The 18,511-nt window shown below is 51.4% G+C and carries 14 protein-coding genes and 2 tRNA genes; 10 read left to right on the plus strand and 6 right to left on the minus strand.

All coding sequences use genetic code 11. The features are described from left to right. Window positions 1-17: 17 nt before the first annotated feature. Entirely contained in the window at window positions 18-974 is a 957-nt protein-coding gene (locus DK507_RS15640) for a hemolysin family protein (protein ID WP_109357734.1), read from the plus strand. Here the strand turns inward: DK507_RS15640 and DK507_RS15645 are convergent. Then, window positions 962-1,624, minus strand: a complete 663-nt coding sequence (locus DK507_RS15645) for an MOSC domain-containing protein (RefSeq protein ID WP_367889562.1) — start codon at window positions 1,622-1,624, stop codon at window positions 962-964. The two genes, DK507_RS15640 and DK507_RS15645, sit on opposite strands and share 13 nt — an antisense overlap. Before the next feature lie 64 nt (window positions 1,625-1,688). Between DK507_RS15645 and DK507_RS15650 the strand changes: the two genes are divergently transcribed. Then, complete coding sequence (locus DK507_RS15650; protein WP_109357230.1) at window positions 1,689-2,870, plus strand: glycosyltransferase family 1 protein; 1,182 nt, start codon at window positions 1,689-1,691, stop codon at window positions 2,868-2,870. 6 nt (window positions 2,871-2,876) lie between these two features. On the opposite strand, the gene DK507_RS15655 is transcribed toward DK507_RS15650, so the two are convergent. Beyond that, a complete protein-coding gene (locus DK507_RS15655) occupies window positions 2,877-3,338 on the minus strand; it encodes a hypothetical protein (protein ID WP_109357231.1) in 462 nt (153 codons plus the stop codon). 117 nt (window positions 3,339-3,455) lie between these two features. On the opposite strand from DK507_RS15655, the gene DK507_RS15660 reads away from it, so the two are divergent. The 7 genes from DK507_RS15660 to DK507_RS15690 all read left to right on the plus strand — a co-directional run bounded on the left by DK507_RS15660 (window position 3,456) and on the right by DK507_RS15690 (window position 10,076). Further along, a complete protein-coding gene (locus DK507_RS15660) occupies window positions 3,456-4,775 on the plus strand; it encodes a replication-associated recombination protein A (RefSeq protein WP_109357232.1) in 1,320 nt (439 codons plus the stop codon). Between the two features lie 46 nt (window positions 4,776-4,821). Then, window positions 4,822-5,298: a surface-adhesin E family protein gene (locus tag DK507_RS15665; RefSeq protein ID WP_162559082.1), complete on the plus strand. Its 477-nt coding sequence runs from the start codon at window positions 4,822-4,824 to the stop codon at window positions 5,296-5,298. Next, window positions 5,298-6,662 carry a serine hydrolase gene (locus DK507_RS15670; RefSeq protein ID WP_254054414.1) on the plus strand — a complete coding sequence of 455 codons (1,365 nt, stop codon included), beginning with the start codon at window positions 5,298-5,300 and terminating at the stop codon, window positions 6,660-6,662. The genes DK507_RS15665 and DK507_RS15670 overlap by 1 nt, the downstream gene beginning before the upstream one ends. Further along, window positions 6,659-7,651 (plus strand): NADPH:quinone oxidoreductase family protein, encoded by a 993-nt coding sequence (locus DK507_RS15675; protein ID WP_109357234.1) that lies wholly within the window; start codon window positions 6,659-6,661, stop codon window positions 7,649-7,651. Before DK507_RS15670 ends, DK507_RS15675 begins: the two co-directional genes overlap by 4 nt. 123 nt (window positions 7,652-7,774) lie before the next feature. After that, window positions 7,775-9,001, plus strand: coding sequence for a mechanosensitive ion channel (locus tag DK507_RS15680; RefSeq protein ID WP_254054415.1), 1,227 nt, complete (start codon window positions 7,775-7,777; stop codon window positions 8,999-9,001). Between the two features lie 85 nt (window positions 9,002-9,086). Beyond that, the gene (locus DK507_RS15685) at window positions 9,087-9,959 is read left to right on the plus strand and encodes a hypothetical protein (RefSeq protein WP_109357236.1); all 873 of its coding nucleotides are present in this window, start codon (window positions 9,087-9,089) and stop codon (window positions 9,957-9,959) included. Window positions 9,960-10,000: 41 nt separating this feature from the next. After that, a tRNA-Thr gene (locus DK507_RS15690) sits at window positions 10,001-10,076 on the plus strand. Between the two features lie 224 nt (window positions 10,077-10,300). Here DK507_RS15690 and DK507_RS15695 read toward each other — a convergent pair. The 4 genes from DK507_RS15695 to DK507_RS15710 form a co-directional block, all read right to left on the minus strand. Beyond that, window positions 10,301-13,216 (minus strand): TonB-dependent receptor, encoded by a 2,916-nt coding sequence (locus DK507_RS15695; protein WP_109357237.1) that lies wholly within the window; start codon window positions 13,214-13,216, stop codon window positions 10,301-10,303. Between the two features lie 230 nt (window positions 13,217-13,446). Next, entirely contained in the window at window positions 13,447-16,029 is a 2,583-nt protein-coding gene (locus tag DK507_RS15700; RefSeq protein ID WP_109357238.1) for a TonB-dependent receptor, read from the minus strand. A gap of 197 nt (window positions 16,030-16,226) precedes the next feature. After that, window positions 16,227-16,311 (minus strand) — tRNA-Leu (locus DK507_RS15705). A gap of 94 nt (window positions 16,312-16,405) precedes the next feature. Next, window positions 16,406-17,167: an A24 family peptidase gene (locus DK507_RS15710; protein ID WP_109357239.1), complete on the minus strand. Its 762-nt coding sequence runs from the start codon at window positions 17,165-17,167 to the stop codon at window positions 16,406-16,408. Between the two features lie 152 nt (window positions 17,168-17,319). Between DK507_RS15710 and DK507_RS15715 the strand changes: the two genes are divergently transcribed. Continuing rightward, window positions 17,320-18,510, plus strand: a complete 1,191-nt coding sequence (locus DK507_RS15715) for an acetyl-CoA C-acyltransferase (RefSeq protein WP_109357240.1) — start codon at window positions 17,320-17,322, stop codon at window positions 18,508-18,510. Window position 18,511: the final 1 nt, after the last annotated feature.

Raw genomic sequence — 18,511 nt, forward strand, 5'->3', positions numbered from 1 at the left:
TGTCCAAAGACAAAAAGATGCCAGACGATAGTAACAACAATAATGGGGCGAACGGTCGACCGTCCTCTGCCGCTCGCAATGAGGATGATGAACCGGGGCGATTATGGCGCAGCCTGAAAGCTTTGGTTTTCGGGGAATCGGAAGATAACTCGCTGCGTGCGCAACTCGAAGAAGTTATTGATGAACATGAAAGCGATGGCGACATCGACAGAAAGGGCGAGCCGGACATTTCACCCGTTGAGCTCGAAATGCTTCGCAATTTGCTTCATTTCAGTGATCACCGGGTTGATGACATTGCGGTTCCTCGTGCCGATATGGTCGCGATTGAGGAAAGCGCGCCATTTGAAGAATATGTCGAGATATTCTCCGAACATGGCCACAGCCGAATCCCCGTATATCGCGATAATCTAGATACGATTATCGGCATGATACATATCAAGGATATCTTCGCGCTAGTTGCGAAAGGTGGAACGCCGCCGACGGACATTACGCCCTATCTTCGTCAGCCCCGATTTGTTCCGGAATCGATGGGTGTATTGGATCTGCTCGCCGAAATGAGGGCAACGCGCATTCATCTTGCCATTATTTTCGATGAATATAATGGCACAGAGGGTCTTGTCACGATTGAAGACATTGTTGAAGAAATTGTTGGCGAGATCGAAGACGAGCATGACGATGAACCGGTTCCCATGTTAAAATCACTAGACAACGGCATTTGGGAAGCAGACGCCCGGGCAGAATTGGATGATATCGGCGAAGAAATCGACCCGGCACTGGCCGAGATCGATGAAGATGTCGATACGATTGGCGGACTATCCTTCGTGCTGGCTGGCCACATTCCAAAAACCGGCGAAATGCTGCAACATCCCAGTGGCTGGCAACTTGAAATATTGGATGCTGATGACCGCCGCGTTACCAAATTACGCCTGTTACCGCCCGGTCCAGACGCCACCGCACCCCATCATATCGGCTGAGATTCTGCCAACTGCGCTGCCCGTTTTCGCCAAGTTTCTGCCAGTGCTGGCATATCGGACAATTTACGCAATTCAGCCCCCTGCCCTTTGTGCTTACCACCTATGATAAGTCCGAACAGACGCTGTAACGGCCAATCAGGGTGTATTCGCTCTTGTTGAATGATCGTATCGCCTGCACTTATCTTACCGGCTTCAAGCACCCGAAAATAGCTGCCGGACTTTGTCGTCTTTATCACCGTTTTCAAAACATCCGGATGCCCAAAATGATGATTGAGTTTCCAACAGGGTTGGCGAGCATGACTGCATTCGATCAATGCATCTCCGATACGAAAAATGTCGCCAAGACATAACTTGTCTTCCGTCATCCCTGTGCAGCTCAAATTTTCTCCAAAAGCACCTGGGCGAGTCAAAATTTCCAACCCGGGATATTTGTCTGCCCAGAAAGCGTAATGCTCCACTGGATAGAGATGTACCGCCTTGTCCCGCCCGCCATGGTGAAGCGGATCAGCTACCTGATTGCCCTCTAAACCAAGCAGTCCAAGCTGAACGGGATATGCAACCAGTTGTTTGGCTATTGCACTCATCTCGCCATCTTCGCGAAATGGTTTTGGTGTGCCGATCAGTAAGTTATCCAAAATTGTTTCAATCATTCGCACCATTTAACCGGCAAAGATCATATTAGCAATTTGCCTGAGATTATGCTTCAAGCTGACAATGAATATCAGTGATCTGCGCATTGCCTTGTATAGCGGCAATTATAACTTCGTGCGTGATGGCGCCAACCAAGCCCTGAACAGGCTTGCCGAATATCTTTTGCGTCAGGGAGCGGCAGTACGTGTCTATTCTCCGACCACGGACACCCCTGCTTTTGAACCCACCGGGGACTTGATTAGCGTTCCATCCGTTGCGTTTCCGGGACGCGGAGAATATCGGTTTCCGACTCATTTGTCCGGTAGTGCGAAACGCGATCTTGCTGCTTTCAACCCGAATGTCATGCAGATTTCCAGCCCTGACCGGGTCGGACACCGGATGGTAAGCTGGGCACGACGGAATGATATTCCCGTACTCGCATCCGTGCATACAAGATTCGAAACCTATCCACGCTATTACAATCTAGCCTTCCTGGAACCTGTTATCGAAGCGATTTTGCGCCGTCTTTACCGCCGCTGCGATGCACTTGTCGCCCCTTCCGAGTCGATGGCACAGGTTCTTCGTCAACAACGCATGAACTATGATGTCGGAATATGGTCCCGTGGTGTCGACAAGGATGTGTTTAATCCCTCAAAACGCGATCTGGCATGGCGTCAATCTTTCGGCATCACAGATGAAGAACCGGTCATCGGCTTCCTTGGACGACTGGTGATGGAAAAGGGCCTTGATGTCTTTTCCGATACGATTGATGAATTGAAGCGGCGCCGGATCAAGCACCGCGTTCTGATCATCGGTGAAGGCCCCGCGCAGCAATGGTTTCAAGAGCGAATGGATGACGCGATTTTTGCCGGATTTCAGCAAGGTCATGATCTTGGCCGGGCAGTGGCCAGTATGGATATGCTTTTCAACCCCTCGGTCACCGAAACATTCGGCAACGTGACACTGGAAGCAATGGCTTGCGGCCTTCCGGTTGTGGCAGCAAAGGCGACAGGCAGCCAGAGTCTGGTCAAAGACAAACAATCGGGAAGACTGGTCACGCCAGGCGCCATTCGCGATTTTGCCGACGTTCTTCAGCTTTACTGTCAGGACGAGGCTTTACGAAGTGCCCATGGCACTGCCGGTGAAAAGCGGGCTGACGAATTCAGCTGGGACCAGATTAATCAGACCGTCGCCGAGACTTATATACGCCTCATCCGCCAACGGCAGTCGGGCCAGAGTCCTATCAAACAGGCCGCCATTCGTTGAAGTTGCTTAGCGCAATACACCCTTTCCGGCCATTGCCCGCGTATACCAAAGTAGAAAAATGATCGAAAGTGCAATGACAGCTGTGAATATCCAAATTCCAGGCGTGCTGAGACTGGGCGGCATATCCGCTGTCATTTGATACAGAAACGAACCGATTAGTCCGACCAGGGATATTCCGAATGCAATGATTGCATGTCGGCTGCGCAGCAATATGAGCAATGATCCAATAAACGCCCCCCAAACACCCAATGCCCAAACTCCATCAGCCCATGCTGGAAACGAGTAGAAATATTCAAGCTGTTCGGGCGTAAAACCACTCATATAGGATTCATTGCGCGTTTGGGTCATTGTATAGTCCAGCGCACCGCCAGAATTCCAGAGTGTTGCGATTGCACCGACTACCCATAAATGCCAGGGTGTGTCTGGCTTACCTTCGTTCCCGACCAAAGGATCCGTTGTCGTAGACATGATTTTCCTCCCTATTTTCCCAAGACGTTATACCACGGGCGTAGATCAGCACAAAATTTGCGGGTAAACCAATGAACAAGCTGGTTTTCGATAGAGAAAATGCCATAATCACCGGCAATGGATGATTTCTTTGCCACTGATGATGCGACGCGAGGACAGGAGGATATCCCTGTCAGTGCTCCACTTGCGGAAAGACTGAGACCAAAAAACCTCGATAATGTGGTTGGTCAGGATCATCTGGTCGGCCAGGACGGCGCGCTCAAACGAATGATCGTGGCGGGAAAACTGTCTTCGATTATTTTCTGGGGTCCACCCGGGACAGGGAAAACCAGCCTTGCTCGGCTACTGGCCAACGAAACCGACCTGCATTTTAAGGCTATATCTGCCGTTTTTTCTGGTGTTGCAGAACTGAAGAAGGTTTTTGCGGAAGCAGAGCAACGCCAACAGACTGGTAAGCAAACCTTGTTGTTTGTTGATGAAATACATCGCTTTAATCGATCTCAGCAAGACAGTTTTCTACCTTATGTCGAGAAAGGCATTGTTACACTGGTGGGCGCGACGACTGAAAATCCATCATTTGAACTCAATGCCGCTCTTTTAAGCAGGACGCAGGTGCTAATCCTCAATCGTTTGGATAGCAGTGCATTGGACGAACTGTTGAACAAAGCAGAGGCGTTGACCGAGAAGAATATACCCGTAACGAAAAGCGCACGAGAAGCACTGATTGCCAGCGCGGATGGTGATGGCCGCTTCCTGCTCAATCAGGTTGAAACCTTGCTTTCTCTGGATATTGCAGAGCCGCTGGGCCCCGCCGCACTTGCAAAGCTGCTCCACCGGCGAATGGCGGTTTATGACAAGGACCGGGAAGGTCATTACAACTTGATCTCTGCGCTGCATAAATCCCTGCGCGGGTCAGATCCGCAGGCGGCACTCTACTATCTGGCCAGGATGCTCGTGGCAGGAGAAGAACCACTTTATGTACTGCGTCGTATCGTCCGCTTTGCCAGCGAAGACATCGGGCTGGCCGATCCACAAGCATTGGTTCAGGCCCTTGCCGCGAAAGATTCCTATGATTTCCTCGGGAGCCCGGAGGGCGAATTGGCAATAGTGCAAGCCTGCCTCTATTGCGCTACTGCTCCGAAATCCAACGCGGCTTACAAGGCACAAAAGTCCGCCTGGAAATCAGCCAAGCAAACCGGTTCTCTGGTGCCACCGCAAAACATCCTCAACGCGCCGACCAAATTGATGAAAGATATCGGTTATGGCCAAGGATATAATTACGACCACGAAAGTGACGAAGGCTTTTCGGGTGACAATTACTGGCCGGAAGAAATGGAACCAGAGTTATTTTATCAACCGGTAGATCGGGGTTTTGAACATAAAATTCGAGAACGCCTGGATTATTGGGAAAGTTTGAGGCGCGAGATAAATGATTAAATATAAGACACTCATATCATTGATCATTCTTTGCCTGCCTTTTGCTGTGGCAGCAGAAGACAAACAAACTCAGCCCGATTGGTATCTCGTGGACGAAATTATTGTCGATGAACCACCGGACTATCGCTCTGATATTTTCTTCGCGGACAAAGCCAGCATTGAAAGGATCGATGGCCTCGTTTCAGTTTCAATTTCCCAGATTGTCATGGCGGAGACCAATAAAGGTGATGATGATATCTCGAAGATCAGAGACATTCGCTCAAAAATATTGGTCGATTGCAACAGACATATCTACGCTGCGATGGAGCTTTCTGAATTTGACGGCAATGAAAGACTAGTTCGAACTGAAACATGGCCCAAAGACTCTGCAAAGTGGATATTGCCTTATGCAAACTCAGGATATGTTAGTATCTTCAGATTTGCCTGTGAACCGGGCACACAATTTGGTTCCCAGAAATTTCCTGGGCATATTCAACCTTTAACATCGCTCAAGGCTTACCTGAATGCAGATTGGAGCAAATAGTGAATTTTGGAAAATTACTGATCATCAGCTGTGCGCTGCTATCCGTGCCCGTTGCCGGACAGGCTAGCGATGGACCCGATGAATATCAAAAAGCACTGGCCGCAGGTTATAAAGCGCAATTTATCTGCTCCGGACTGTGGAACGGCGGCAAGACGCTGGCGGATATCGAGGCTGATGAACTGACCGGTATTTATGGTCACATCGCAGACATTGTGCCCACACTCACGGCAGATATCGACCAGGAAAAGCGCCAAGTCCGTGTCAGCTATAATGACGTCATGCCGCCGCGCATTGCCATCTGGAATCCGCGAACCGGCTGCACCGGTATGCCGATCGGTTTTGCTGGGATAAAACTGGACAAGCCACCGGCACTGCGGTCCTTCAATGATAATTTGCCTTGGCCAATGGGCGATGCCGGCGCAGCAATTAAACAAGATGATGTCGCCAAGTCTTTGCATCAAAGTGCATTGGCCGCTTTTGAAAATAGCAAATATGGCGGAAAAACCAGTGCGGTCTTGGTTATCAGGAATGACAAGATCCTGACCGAGCATTACAAGAAAGGTCATGACCGGCATACCGCTCAACGCACGTGGTCGGTTGCCAAGTCCATCGCCGGAACATTGATCGGGCACAGCGTCCAGGAAGGCTTCTCGGACGTCAACGCACCCGCCAAAATCATAGAATGGATGAGTGCTTTTGATCCACGCCGCGACATAACACTCGATCATTTGATGCGTATGTTGAGCGGCTTGACTAGCGACACGGCTGGCAACCGTACCGATCCTATTTATATGGGTGGTGCCACAGTCACCCAAAGGGCGGTGAACTGGCCCCTGCTCTATCCGCCAGGCAGTCGTTTTCGCTACGCCAATAATGACACGTTACTGGCAGTTTATGCTGCAAGATCCGGTCCTTTTGAGCCTTATGAATTTTTCCAAAAAATGGGCATGACGCGAACCTATGCCGAGACCGATTGGCAAGAGCATCCTATCCTCTCCAGTCAGGTATGGACAACAGCCCGCGACCTAGGTCGATTGGGAATACTCTATCTCAATAACGGCGTTTGGCCCTACGGGAATGATGGAGCAGAGCGCTTGCTTCCAGAAAACTGGCGGGAATATGTCAGCACACCATCAGGTCCGCAGCCGGATCGGGAATTTGGCTATGGTGCTACATTCTGGCTCATGAACAAGTCAGAAGGCATACCGGAAGACGCATTCGCAGCATTCGGCAATCGCGGGCAATATCTGGTAATCATACCTTCGCTAAATTTGGTGATTGTCAGACGTGGTTACGATACGCGCGATAATCGTTTTGATATTGCCGCCTTTACACGGGACGTGGTGACGTCGGTGGGATCGTGAGCGATACCTATCGCGCTGCTGTCTGCGCGGCTTTGACCGGACCGGATTCCGTTCGGGTGGAGGAGAGGCGGGCAAAACCGCTGAAAGCCGGAGAAGTGCGGATTGCAGTAAAAGCAGCGGGCCTCAACTTTCCAGATCTGCTGATGACTTACGGCAAATATCAGTTCCGCCCTGATCCTCCTTTCGTTCCCGGTCTAGAAGTCGCTGGAGAAATTATCGAGGTGGCGTCCGGCGTGACGGCTCTCTCGATCGGCGATCGCGTCATGGGCGGCAGCAAGGGCAACGGGTTTGCAGAGCAGATTATCTTGCCTGGAAGCGCCGTTCGCCCGCTGCCCACTGCTTTATCCTTTGCCGAGGGGGCCTGCTGGCATGGTGCCGCGATTACCGCTTGGCATGCACTAAACGACAAAGCCGAATTGCTGGATGGAGAAACAGCACTTATACTTGGCGCTAGTGGGGGTGTCGGAATGGCAGCGGTAAAACTCGCCAAGTATAAGGGCGCGGTCGTCATTGCTACAGGATCCAGCAATGAAAAGCGTCAGGCGATAGAAAAAGCCGGTGCGGATCATAGCCTTGATCCCGCCGATCCGGACCTAGCCACCAAGGTCAAAGAACTGACTGACGGCAAAGGAGTCGATGTGGTATTTGATCCCGTTGGCGGTGATCTGGCGATAAAGGCGACGCGATCCATTGCCTGGGGTGGCCGTTATCTTATCGTGGGTTTTGCGAGCGGTGATATTCCGTCCTTTCCAGCCAATCACGCGTTGATAAAAGGTTATAGTCTTATCGGGTTGCGTGCGGGAGAGAGTGCACGGCGCGATCCGGAACTCGCAAAACGGAGCGAAACGATGCTCCGCAAACTGGCAGAAGAAGGTGTGATGCGCCCGCATATCTCACATAGCTTTACTTTGGATGATACAGCTGCTGCGTTAGAAGTACTGGAACAGCGGGCTGTCATTGGACGGGCCGTGATCAATATCATGCCCTGAATCAGGATGTTACATATGATTACATCATAAGCCCGTCCCGCGCCTACTCCACACTATATCTCACCTAGAGAACGTGTTAACCTTCGGATAGTCTTAACAATGTCCAGAATTAGGGGAATGCAAATGGATGGATTGAGAATAGGAAACTATGCGCTCGATACAGAGCTCATGATGGAATGGGGGGAAAAGATCGGCGTCGCGCTTATCATCCTCCTGCTCACATGGATCGTGGCAAAAGCCGCCAAATGGGCCTTTGCTAAGCTTGTCGACAACATCAGTTTACTGCAACGCGACACCGGTTCAGGAGAATCCATCGGAATGTCGCTGGGCAAGATCGTTTCTTTACTCATTTGGCTCTTCGGTCTGATTGCAGTGCTTTCCACTTTTGGACTGAACAGCGTCATCGAACCTCTGCAAACCCTACTTGATGATGTAATGGGCTTTATTCCGAACATCATCGGTGCGGGCATTATTTTCTTTGTCGGTTCGATCGTTGCGAACATTGTGAAACAGATTGTCGAAACCACGATGATGACTGTAAATCTCGACAAATGGGCCAACAAAGCTGGTGCCGAAGAAGTTACCGGTAACAGTACAATCAGCAAGACCATTGGCACGATAGTCTATGTTCTGATCATCATTCCCATCGCCATATTGGCTCTTGATGCGCTGAACATGTCGACCATTACTGAACCGGCGACTTCGCTACTCAACACAATTTTCACCTCTATCCCGCTGGTCATCGGTGCTGCAATATTGCTTGGCATCGCCTATATGATTGCGCGCTGGGTTGGCGGTTTGATTGAAGAGGTATTGCCTGGCCTTGGTGTTGATCGTTCAGTCAATGCGCTTGGCATTCTGCCCGAGAAAACGACGGTTTCATCTGTCGTTTCCAAAATCGTGATCATTGCCATTATGCTTTTCGCAGCGATTGCAGCAACCCGTATGCTGCAATTTCCAGAACTGACCAATATCCTGAATGAAGTATTGGCGCTCGGTGGCAAGGTCATATTTGGCGGCGTGATTATCGGCCTTGGCTTCATGATCGCCAACATATTGGCACGAATCGTCGGCGGTGCATCTGAAGGCAGCATGGGCAGCCAGATCGTCAAATATGCGACCATCGTCCTGTTTGTTGCCATGGGCCTTAAATATATGGGACTTGCAGACAGCATCATCAACATGGCGTTTGGTGCACTGGTTATCGGTGGCGGAGTCGCTGCAGCCCTGGCCTTCGGGTTGGGCGGACGCGATGCAGCAGCAAAAACGCTGGAAGACATGCGTTCTGCCAAGCCCAAAGCACCAGCCGCGCGGAAACCTGCTGCACGGAAACCAGCAGCCGACAAATAAACTAACTGACTTTGAAAAAGAACAAGGGCGGGTCCGGGCGGGCCGGCCCTTTTCTTTTGCCAGCTTGATAGGTTAGAGATCATCCATGCGGCGCTTCTCTCATTTCACCTGTGTTGACTGGTCAGGCGCGAAGACGGAGCGGCCAAATGGCATCGCGATCGCCACTATTGGGCTGGATGGGCCGCCTGCCCTTCTCCGGCCCGATCCGAGATGGTCTCGATCAGATGTGCGCGACTGGTTGCTTCGGATCGCCAGGACAAAGCAGGATATGTTGATCGGTTTTGACCTGTCGATGTCGCTACCCTTTCATGACGCTGGAAGCTATTTCCCGGAATGGAATGATAGTCCATCCAACGCCAAAGAGCTCTGGAGGTTAGTGGAACAGCATTCCACCGCTGATCAGTATCTGAATGTCCTCTCTTTCCTGGATCACCCTCAGGCAGCACGCCATTTTCGGCACAGTCGTGACAATGTCGGTGATCTTTTCACGGGGAGCATGGGACGGCTTCGTTTGGTCGAACAGCATCAACGCGAAACCGGTCAGGCAAACAGTGCGAGTTGCTTCAATCTTGTTGGTGCAGCGCAAGTCGGAAAATCAAGTCTCACGGGTATGCGCATGTTGCACCAGTTAAGCGGTGCCATTCCGGTTTGGCCCTTTGATCCGGTGCCGGATAGCGGCCCAATGATCATCGAGATCTATACGACCATTGCTGCGCTGGCTGCTGGACTGCCCAAAGGAAAAAGCAAGATACGTGATCGTAAAGGGCTGGAAGCAGCGCTGCGCACCCTAGGAATGCCATTGCCTGCTAAATTGGACCGCTATGATGATCACAGCACCGATGCTCTGATAACTGCGGCCTGGATGAAAAATGCCAGTAAAGATACAAAGCTGTGGCACCCGCCGAAGCTGACAGATGAAATAGCACAAAAAGAGGGCTGGACCTTTGGTGTTTTTTGAAGCAAAGAGCGCTCGTTCGTGGCTACAGCCATCAAACCAGCGCCGAATTAGCTCAGCTGGTAGAGCAACCGCCTTGTAAGCGGTAGGTCATCCGTTCGAGTCGGATATTCGGCACCATTTTTGCGGACCAAAGTTCGTCCGGGGGACGAACGCCCGCAAAAATCCTGCAGCGCAAGCAAGGGTGGCTGCAAATAACAGTAACGGCCGCCAATGCCTCGTGAGTTGCCTAACCAAGGCCCTCAAAATCTTTCGCCAGATTGAGGATACGCAACCTAGCCGACTCCAACAAAAAAGCCCCGCCAGTCTCCCGGCAGGGCTTCTTCTCCCACGTGACGATCTCTTTAGAACTTGATGCCAGCTGCAATACCATAACGGCGCGGGTCCAGCGTGAAGATATTCGTGAACAATCCCGAAGATGCGTCAGTCAAATACTGACCCGTAATCGAGTTACTGTCGAAGATATTCTGAACAAATGCCCGAACAAACCACTTATCATCGGTACCATTTAACTGCAGCGATGCGTTTGCCTGTGTAAAGCCCTCAATCTTGTTCACATTTCCGTTGAAAATACTCGCCGTTTGATCACCTGTATAGGCAACATCGACACGAGGTACTAACGACCAACCGCTATCAAAGTTATGCGTATACTGCACCCCTGCCGACACCTTGACATTGGGTGCCTGTGGCAGATCATTGCCGCGCAAATTGACCTGCACACCCGGGCTAAGTACTTCAACGGCCCCTGCGCCAACCGTTGGAGCAAGAGCATCCAATATGCCACAGAAACTGAATGCCCCGGTTGATGCGATACCGCCGTCAGCCGGGAATGGAGCTGTGCCCTGGAGGTTCGCACCGGGTTGAATTTCCAACCCAGGGCTTGTGGGATCCAGATCAAGGCCACCATTTATCAGCGTATTTACCGTATTTACGTAACCGTTTGCAGTCGCTGCATCACCCGCAGTGGTTGGTATGACCGCACAATTGGCGCCGTTCGAAATATCCTTGATGATAACGGCGTCTGCACGTCCACCACCTGGGTCCCGCGGATTGCTGAAGAACTGATCACCCTTAACCTTGGTATTCAGATAGCTGAAACCGAGGTTAATCAACCAATCCGGATCGGGTCTTAGAAAACCTTCTATTTCAACACCATAAATATCAGCATCAATTGTATCGTTGACCGCTGTTCGAGCGATAATACGGCTCAACTGCAGGTCCTTATATTTATAGTAGAAGGCCGTCAGATTGAGTTGGAGAGCACCATCGGCAAATGTATTTTTCGAACCGATTTCAAAGGCATCAATCTGCTCGGGAGCGAATGATTCAGGAACTTCAAAAATCGGCTGCAAAGGTGGATTTATGCCACCGGACTTGTAGCCGCGCGAGTAAGAGGCATAGATCAGATTGTCATCCGTGAACTGCCAGTCAATCACGAAGCGCCCGGTTATCTCGTCAAAGGCAACACTCCGCTGCTGCACAATCTGATTGCCCGGCGTACCCGGATCGGCATCAAATCCGCCAACAAATGGCGAAGTAAACGCATCTGTTGTTTGGCCAAATGGTACAAGGAAGCTCGCCAGGGTAGATCTTGCTTCGACAAATTTCTTGTCATTATTGTAGCGCAGGCCGCCCGTGAGCTTCAAATTGTCGGTGACATCGAAATAGACTTCACCAAAAATGCCGTAGGATTCGAGTTCGAATTCCCGAGTGTTGTTGCGGAAATAAGGTGTTCCAAGGAAACCACCATTGGAAGCGCCCAGGATACCGGCGATATAGTCAATAGCGAAGGTATTCACATAATAGCTGTTCTGGCCGAGATTATTCTCGGCATAGATACCACCCAGAAGGAAATTGAATGGTCCGTCCAGATCGCTGCTTATGATGCCTTCTATAGACCAGCTAGTATTGTCCTGATTGGAACGATCAAGTGAGATTGGCGTATCAGCACAAATACGGTTACCGCCAAAAGAACCGAGCCCAATTGTGTCTGTATCCGACGTACATAACTGGTTACCGGATGTCACAGCATTTAGAACCGGCGCAAAGGCTTCGAAAGGCCCCCCAACGCCAGAAAGTGCGCCCAAGGTTGCCAATGTAGGATCAATGGTAGTCCGCGACAGAACTGAGAGGTTATAATCTTGACGGGAGTCAACCTCTGTTTCCTGATACAGACCGGTTATGGATACCTGGATCGGTCCAAAATCATGTTCAATATGCGCCTGCAATTGTAACTCGTCGGTAAAATATTCAGGATTGAAGTCAGTATTGACCGTCCGGACATCATTAGGTTCAGTGAAGTTGGCGTGACCATTGGAATTCGGGTCATAAATGCTGCCAAGTCCCAATGTAGCAAAACCAGCACCACCTTGTGAGGCCAAAAACTCCCTAGAACTCAATGTGCCTGTGAATGTCGCGTTGGTATTGACCTTGCCGAAGTCTAGGCGATTGTTGAGACAACCCAAAACACCTGTTGGGTCCGTCTGACATTTTTGTTTCTGGATCCGCAGGCGGTCATCATCCTCACGGAAATAATAACCCATAAGGTTTACAGTGGTGTCTGGCGTTGGTTCCCATTTGATGGACCCACGCACTGCATACATGTCACGACCATCAATGTCGGAGCCATCAAACAAGTTAGTCGTATAGCCATCACGGTTCAGATAAAAACCGGCAGCACGGAATGCCAGTGTATCACCCAGTGGTATATTGACCATGCCTTTGACTTTTACGGACTGGAAATTGCCATATTCACCCTCCAGCGATGCAGCAAATTCACCCAACTCTGGTTTCGCTGTAACAACGTTGACCACACCAGATGTTGCGTTCCGGCCAAACAAGGTGCCCTGCGGACCACGCAAGACCTCTACCCGTTCGAGATCGAAATATTCTGTTTCGAACAGGCGCGTATTGAACAACGGGGCATCGTTCAAGTGGATGGCAGTCGCAGAATCACACGTCACACCGACGCAAAGATCGCCGATGCCGCGAATCGTGAAGCTCGATGCGGTAAAGTTACTTTTCGTGAAAGAGACGTTAGGCAGCGTTAACTGTAGATCTGATGCATTTTCAATTTGCTGTGCTTCCAGGGCTTCGGAATCGAAAGCCGAAACGGCAATTGGCACCTCCTGAAGGCTTTGTGCCTGACGCTGTGCCGTCACGATAATGACGTTGTCATCAACATCGCTATCGGCTTGTGCCCATGCTGGTGAAGCCACTGCAGTTATAGCTGTGGCGGCTAACAGTAACGATTTACGCATTTTTCTCTCCCAATCCCGATTTATTTTTCCGGAGAGTGTAGCTTTTACTCATCCCCCCAGATGCGCCGATCTTCAACTAATCGATCGATTAAGTCCAGACTGAAATAAAAAAAATGCACCAGTGCGTTACATTTTTGCACCTTTATTGCTGAAGTAACTTGAAATCAGTCACAAAAAAAGCCCCGCCAGTTTCCCGGCAGGGCTTGAATTTTTAACGAAATTGGCTTCGATTAGAACTTGAAGCGAACAACACCGCCATATGTGCGCGGCGCGCTTGGGTAACCGGAAACCGTCCCCGATTGTGCAACACCATCGAATACGGTCGAAATATACCGATCGTCGAATAGGTTGCGGCCATACACACCAACTTCTAGACCATTGTCGAGAGCAAGCGTCATCGAAGCATTTACGAGATTAACTTCGCGGCGGAAGATCTCGGTATTCCCCACAGCCGTATTGAATGTCGGCAGACCGTTATTGATGTCGGTGTTGCTCTCGTGATTGTAATCCACACGAGTGATCAGACGATTGCCCGAACCACCGAATTCATGTGTGTATGTCGCCGAGGTTGCAATACTCCAAGCCGGAATGCCACCAGGACGCTGACCGGTGAGATCGCCCAGCACACTACCTGGAAAATCATCAAACAGCGGATCAAGGTGGGTCGCTGCGAATGTAAATATCAATCCATCGGTCGGCTGAACGTTAACGTCCAGCTCAAAACCACGGACTGACTGCTCACCGGCGTTACGCAGCGCAAAACCGGTTCCGGTGAACGCAAAACTTTGGAAGCCCTCAATCGTCTGGTCGAACAGCGCGAGGTTAACACCAATTCCAGGCCATTTGGCTTTGATGCCGACTTCATAGACTTCGGCTTCTTCTGGGCCAGCAAAGCGCGAACCAGAGACCAAATTTGGCAATGCCAGACCAGCATCGAGGATCGGCGATGACGGAGCGGCGAAGGTTGAGCCTCCCGGCCCTGCGACGAAGTCGTCATTTGACGGGCGGCTATCACGCGAGAGGTTGACCGAGCTCGCCTTAAAGCCGGTCGCATAGCTGGCATAGACGTTCACTTCCGGAGAAATCTCGTATGAAGCGCGCAGCAAATAGGTGAACTTATCATCCCTTGTCCGGCCATCTTCGACCGCGTTTGGAATGGTCAAGAATGGTGGCTGGAACTGGAATCCGGCCAGACCGATCAGCTGATTACAGTTTGGCGCCGGCGTGGCAGCGGTACATGGCGTGGTTGCCACTGCGAGCAGAGCTGCCTGGTTTGCAGCCGGCAGTGCTTGAAATTGGTCACGTGTCGTGACGGCACCTGCGGTTGCGCCCGTAATGAATGCATCAACCAGATTGACCTGACCGAGCGGATCGAAAGACTGCTGCGCAAGCGCAAAGTCCTTTGAATCGTCGGTGTAGTTGAACCCGCCGGTGAACACCAACCCGTCAACTGGTTCGAAATCAACCGTACCGAAAATCGACCATGAGGTGTTATCCATGCTGAACTGCTCAGAAGTCAGCAAAGGCGTGGTAAAGATACTCTCTTGTGGCAAGCCAAGAGCAGCTTCCACTCCGTTAAACACTGAAGGCAGGCCAGCCAGCACATCAGCGGGGTTTCCGCCAGCGAGAATTTCGAACACGTCACGGATATCGCTTCCGTTTTGAATCGCGCTGTCTTGCGAGATGGATTCATCGAAATAGTAACCACCAAGCAAGAAGTTGATCGGACCGTCAAAATCAGAAGTGATCCGGATTTCCTGAGTGAAGGTTTCGACATCCTGATCACGCGTTTCGGTCGCAAGGGAAGCACTGGTGTAGTCAATATCTGACAGGAAGAAGTTCTTCAGTTCACGATAAGAGGTGATTGACGTAACTGAGATCGGACCGGTGTCCCAATCGACTTGTATCGAACCGCCATAATTGTCGACTTCGTTGGTTGGCACAAAGTTTAGGAACGCTTCATCGCTAAAGAAATCAGTGTTCAACTGTCCGCCCACTGCATTGATCGCGGCGGTAACCGGCCCGGAAACAACCGTGGCCACCTGACAGCAAACCTCGTCGATACGAGAATAATCGGCGATTGCACGAATACGTAAATCTGGAGTTGCCTCGATCAACAACTGTCCACGTGCGGACCAACGGTTGCGATCATTTTGTTCTTCATCAAGATTGACGATGTTGGAGTAACCGTCACGACGGTTGTAGCTGCCGTCGACAGAGAAGGCGATGTTTTCGGTGATAGGGCCGGTTACATCAGCCTTAAGGACGACCGAATTGAAATTACCATAGCTGGCTTCCACCGCACCGCCGAATTCAAATTGTGGCTCACGCGTGATCACGGAAATTACGCCTGCTGATGCATTCTTACCGAACAGTGTTGATTGCGGCCCGTTCAGCACCTCAATGCGCTGAACGTTGGGAAGATCTGACAGAGCAGCAGCCGAGCGTGAACGAAACACGCCGTCAATGAAAACGCCGACCGATGGCTCAATGCCGAAGTTGTTGTCGCCGTTGCCGAAACCGCGAATGATGAACGTAGACGCCGAAGAGGTCTGCAGCTGACTGACGCGCAGCGAAGGAGCAACCGTCTGCAGGTCGAGTACGTCGCGAATTTGCGCGGCTTCAAGCGTTTCACCGGTTGTCACAGAAACCGAAATCGGAATTTCTTGCAACGTTTGTTCACGCTTGGTCGCGGTCACGATAATGACATTGTCATCAACCGTTTCTTCTTCCTGAACGTCCTGCGCATATGCAGGCACAGCGGACATTAGGCCACCAATTGCGGTAGCGGTCAAAAACTTGGTTATTTTCATGATATACTCCTGAGACCCCTAAATTTGTGTGGGGTTCTTTCAAACGAAAGTTGCCCTCCAACTATCGACCCCATTGGTAGAAATACTAAGATAAGTCTACCATTTCCGACGGTTTACAGCGGAGTAAGTATGATTATTGTGATGAAGTCCGTCAAAACGTTGCAGCAAAGCAACAAAGCCGTTGAATTTGTAAGTGATGGTGCCCCTGGTCCGACTCGAACGGACACTCCTTGCGGAACTCGATTTTGAGTCGAGCGCGTCTACCAATTCCACCACAGGGGCTGATTTGCATTGCCGCAGACTGGCACTTGCGAAATCGTCGCCCTGTTAGCGAAGTATAATTTTGCTGGCAACCCTCTGTGTGCCCGTTTCCTCGTTAAAGGAAAATACCGCCAGTCATCGTTTGGATGATCCACAATGGAAAGGCGGCAATCGCCAAGAAGCCGCCAAAAGGTAACATACTATCGGCTGCAACTGTATCCCCCCGGATACGCATCATCAAAGCAGCCAGCAATCCTGCCAGCGTTGCTCCCAGAATAACCAGCGGCAATGCGGACCATCCAAGCCAGCAACCGATAGCACCCAACAATTTCGGATCGCCGCCGCCCAAGCCTTCACGGCCGCGCAGTTTATGATAGCTCCAACCAACCAGGAAAAGTGTAAAGAAGCCAGAAAATGCACCGATCAGCCGATCTACAATGTCGGGCTCAGGGACGAAGAAAGCCGATGCCAGACCGGTGGCAGCCAAGGGCAGCGTAAGCCGGTCGGGCAACCAGTGATGCTGCGCATCGAGAGCTGCCAACGTCAATAAAATCCATCCAAATATTGCACCAAGCAATCCGGCAAGCCCCGGAGCGGCGAACATCGCCATGCCGCCAACCAAACCGGCACCCAGTTCGATCACCGGATGGTCCGATTTGATGACCGATCCACAATATGCGCATTTGCCTGATCTTGCCAAATAGCTGAGCACCGGAACCAGATCGGGGGTACGCAAAGGCTGATCGCAACTGTCACAGCGGGAACGTCCCGAAACAACTGATTTTCCCTCCGGCCAGCGAATGACAATAGTCGCCAGAAAGCTACCGATGATCAGTCCGAGAACAGCTCCTAGGATGGGATAGAGATAATCTGGCAAGGAAAGCTCCGGCAAATTACGAGACTGCCGATTGGCATGGCATCGACAGATGTTCAATGCTGCAATTGAAAAAGCGGAATGAGCGCCCTATGTGGACAGCAATTGTTTAATACCGCCAGCGCGGCCCAAGATTCCTCTGAAAGGAAAGCCCTATGTCTCAATCTGATCCTGTCGTCATTCTGTCCTATGCCCGCACGCCGATGGGCGGCATGCAAGGTGCCTTGAGCGATGTAAGCGCGCCGGATTTGGGAGCTGTATCGGTTCGCGCTGCCGTTGAACGAGCCGGAATTGACGGCTCAGATGTTGAGCGCATCTATATGGGTAACGTCCTGTCTGCAGGGCAAGGCCAGGCCCCTGCCCGCCAGGCAGCTATATTGGGCGGTCTGCCGGAATCGGTCGAAGCCACCACAGTCAACAAAATGTGCGGGTCAGGCATGCAGACCGCAATCATGGGTGCAGAGGCGCTGGCAGCGGGTTCAGTCGACATCATTGTCACCGGCGGTATGGAAAGCATGACCAATGCGCCCTACCTGCTTCCCAAAATGCGAGGCGGAGCACGATTGGGACATGCGCAAGCAATGGACCATATGTTCCTGGACGGCCTTGAAGACGCTTATGACAAAGGCCGGGCCATGGGTAGCTTTGCGGAGGAAACGGCCGGTGAATATCAGCTAACCCGCGAAGCACAGGATGAGTATGCGATTGAGTCCCTTGCTCGCGCGAAGGCCGCGGTCGAGGGTGACGCGTTTGATGACGAAGTCGTGGCCGTCGAGATAAAGACCCGCAAAGGCAGCGTCACGGTCAACAAGGACGAGCAACCACTGAAAGGCAACCCGGACAAGATTCCGCAATTGCGCCCTGCATTTGCCAAAGACGGCACGATCACCGCCGCTAATGCTTCTTCGATCTCGGACGGTTCAGCGGCGATGGTATTGACCCGCGCCAGTGTCGCCGACGCGAAGGGCCTGAAACCGGTGGCGCATATTGTTGCTCATGCAGCCCATGCACACGCACCTGCAAAGTTCACCACGGCCCCTGTTTCTGCCATCCAGAAAGTCCTTGAGAAAGCTGGTTGGAATGTCGGTGATGTTGATTTGTGGGAAGTCAACGAAGCCTTTGCCTGCGTGGCCATGTTCGCGATGCAGGATATCGGCATCTCGCGCGACAAGCTCAACATAAACGGCGGCGCAACAGCCCTAGGCCATCCCATTGGCGCCAGTGGTGCTCGAATTATGGTTACGCTGGTCGCAGCGCTCAAAAAACAAGGCCTTAAGAAAGGCGTTGCAGCACTATGTATTGGTGGCGGCGAAGCAACGGCCGTTGCCATAGAGCTAGCCGACTAGA

Source organism: Sphingorhabdus sp. EL138 (assembly GCF_900258045.1).
In the GTDB taxonomy this organism is placed as follows: domain Bacteria; phylum Pseudomonadota; class Alphaproteobacteria; order Sphingomonadales; family Sphingomonadaceae; genus Parasphingorhabdus.

Coding starts and splice junctions, on each gene's coding strand:
- DK507_RS15715 (WP_109357240.1), top strand. CDS start 17,320: ATGTCTCAATCTGATCCTGTCGTCATTCTGTCCTATGCCCGCACGCCG.
- DK507_RS15655 (WP_109357231.1), bottom strand. CDS start 3,338: ATGTCTACGACAACGGATCCTTTGGTCGGGAACGAAGGTAAGCCAGAC.
- DK507_RS15640 (WP_109357734.1), top strand. CDS start 18: ATGCCAGACGATAGTAACAACAATAATGGGGCGAACGGTCGACCGTCC.
- DK507_RS15680 (WP_254054415.1), top strand. CDS start 7,775: ATGGATGGATTGAGAATAGGAAACTATGCGCTCGATACAGAGCTCATG.
- DK507_RS15695 (WP_109357237.1), bottom strand. CDS start 13,216: ATGCGTAAATCGTTACTGTTAGCCGCCACAGCTATAACTGCAGTGGCT.
- DK507_RS15645 (WP_367889562.1), bottom strand. CDS start 1,624: ATGATTGAAACAATTTTGGATAACTTACTGATCGGCACACCAAAACCA.
- DK507_RS15700 (WP_109357238.1), bottom strand. CDS start 16,029: ATGAAAATAACCAAGTTTTTGACCGCTACCGCAATTGGTGGCCTAATG.
- DK507_RS15650 (WP_109357230.1), top strand. CDS start 1,689: ATGAATATCAGTGATCTGCGCATTGCCTTGTATAGCGGCAATTATAAC.
- DK507_RS15685 (WP_109357236.1), top strand. CDS start 9,087: ATGCGGCGCTTCTCTCATTTCACCTGTGTTGACTGGTCAGGCGCGAAG.
- DK507_RS15660 (WP_109357232.1), top strand. CDS start 3,456: ATGGATGATTTCTTTGCCACTGATGATGCGACGCGAGGACAGGAGGAT.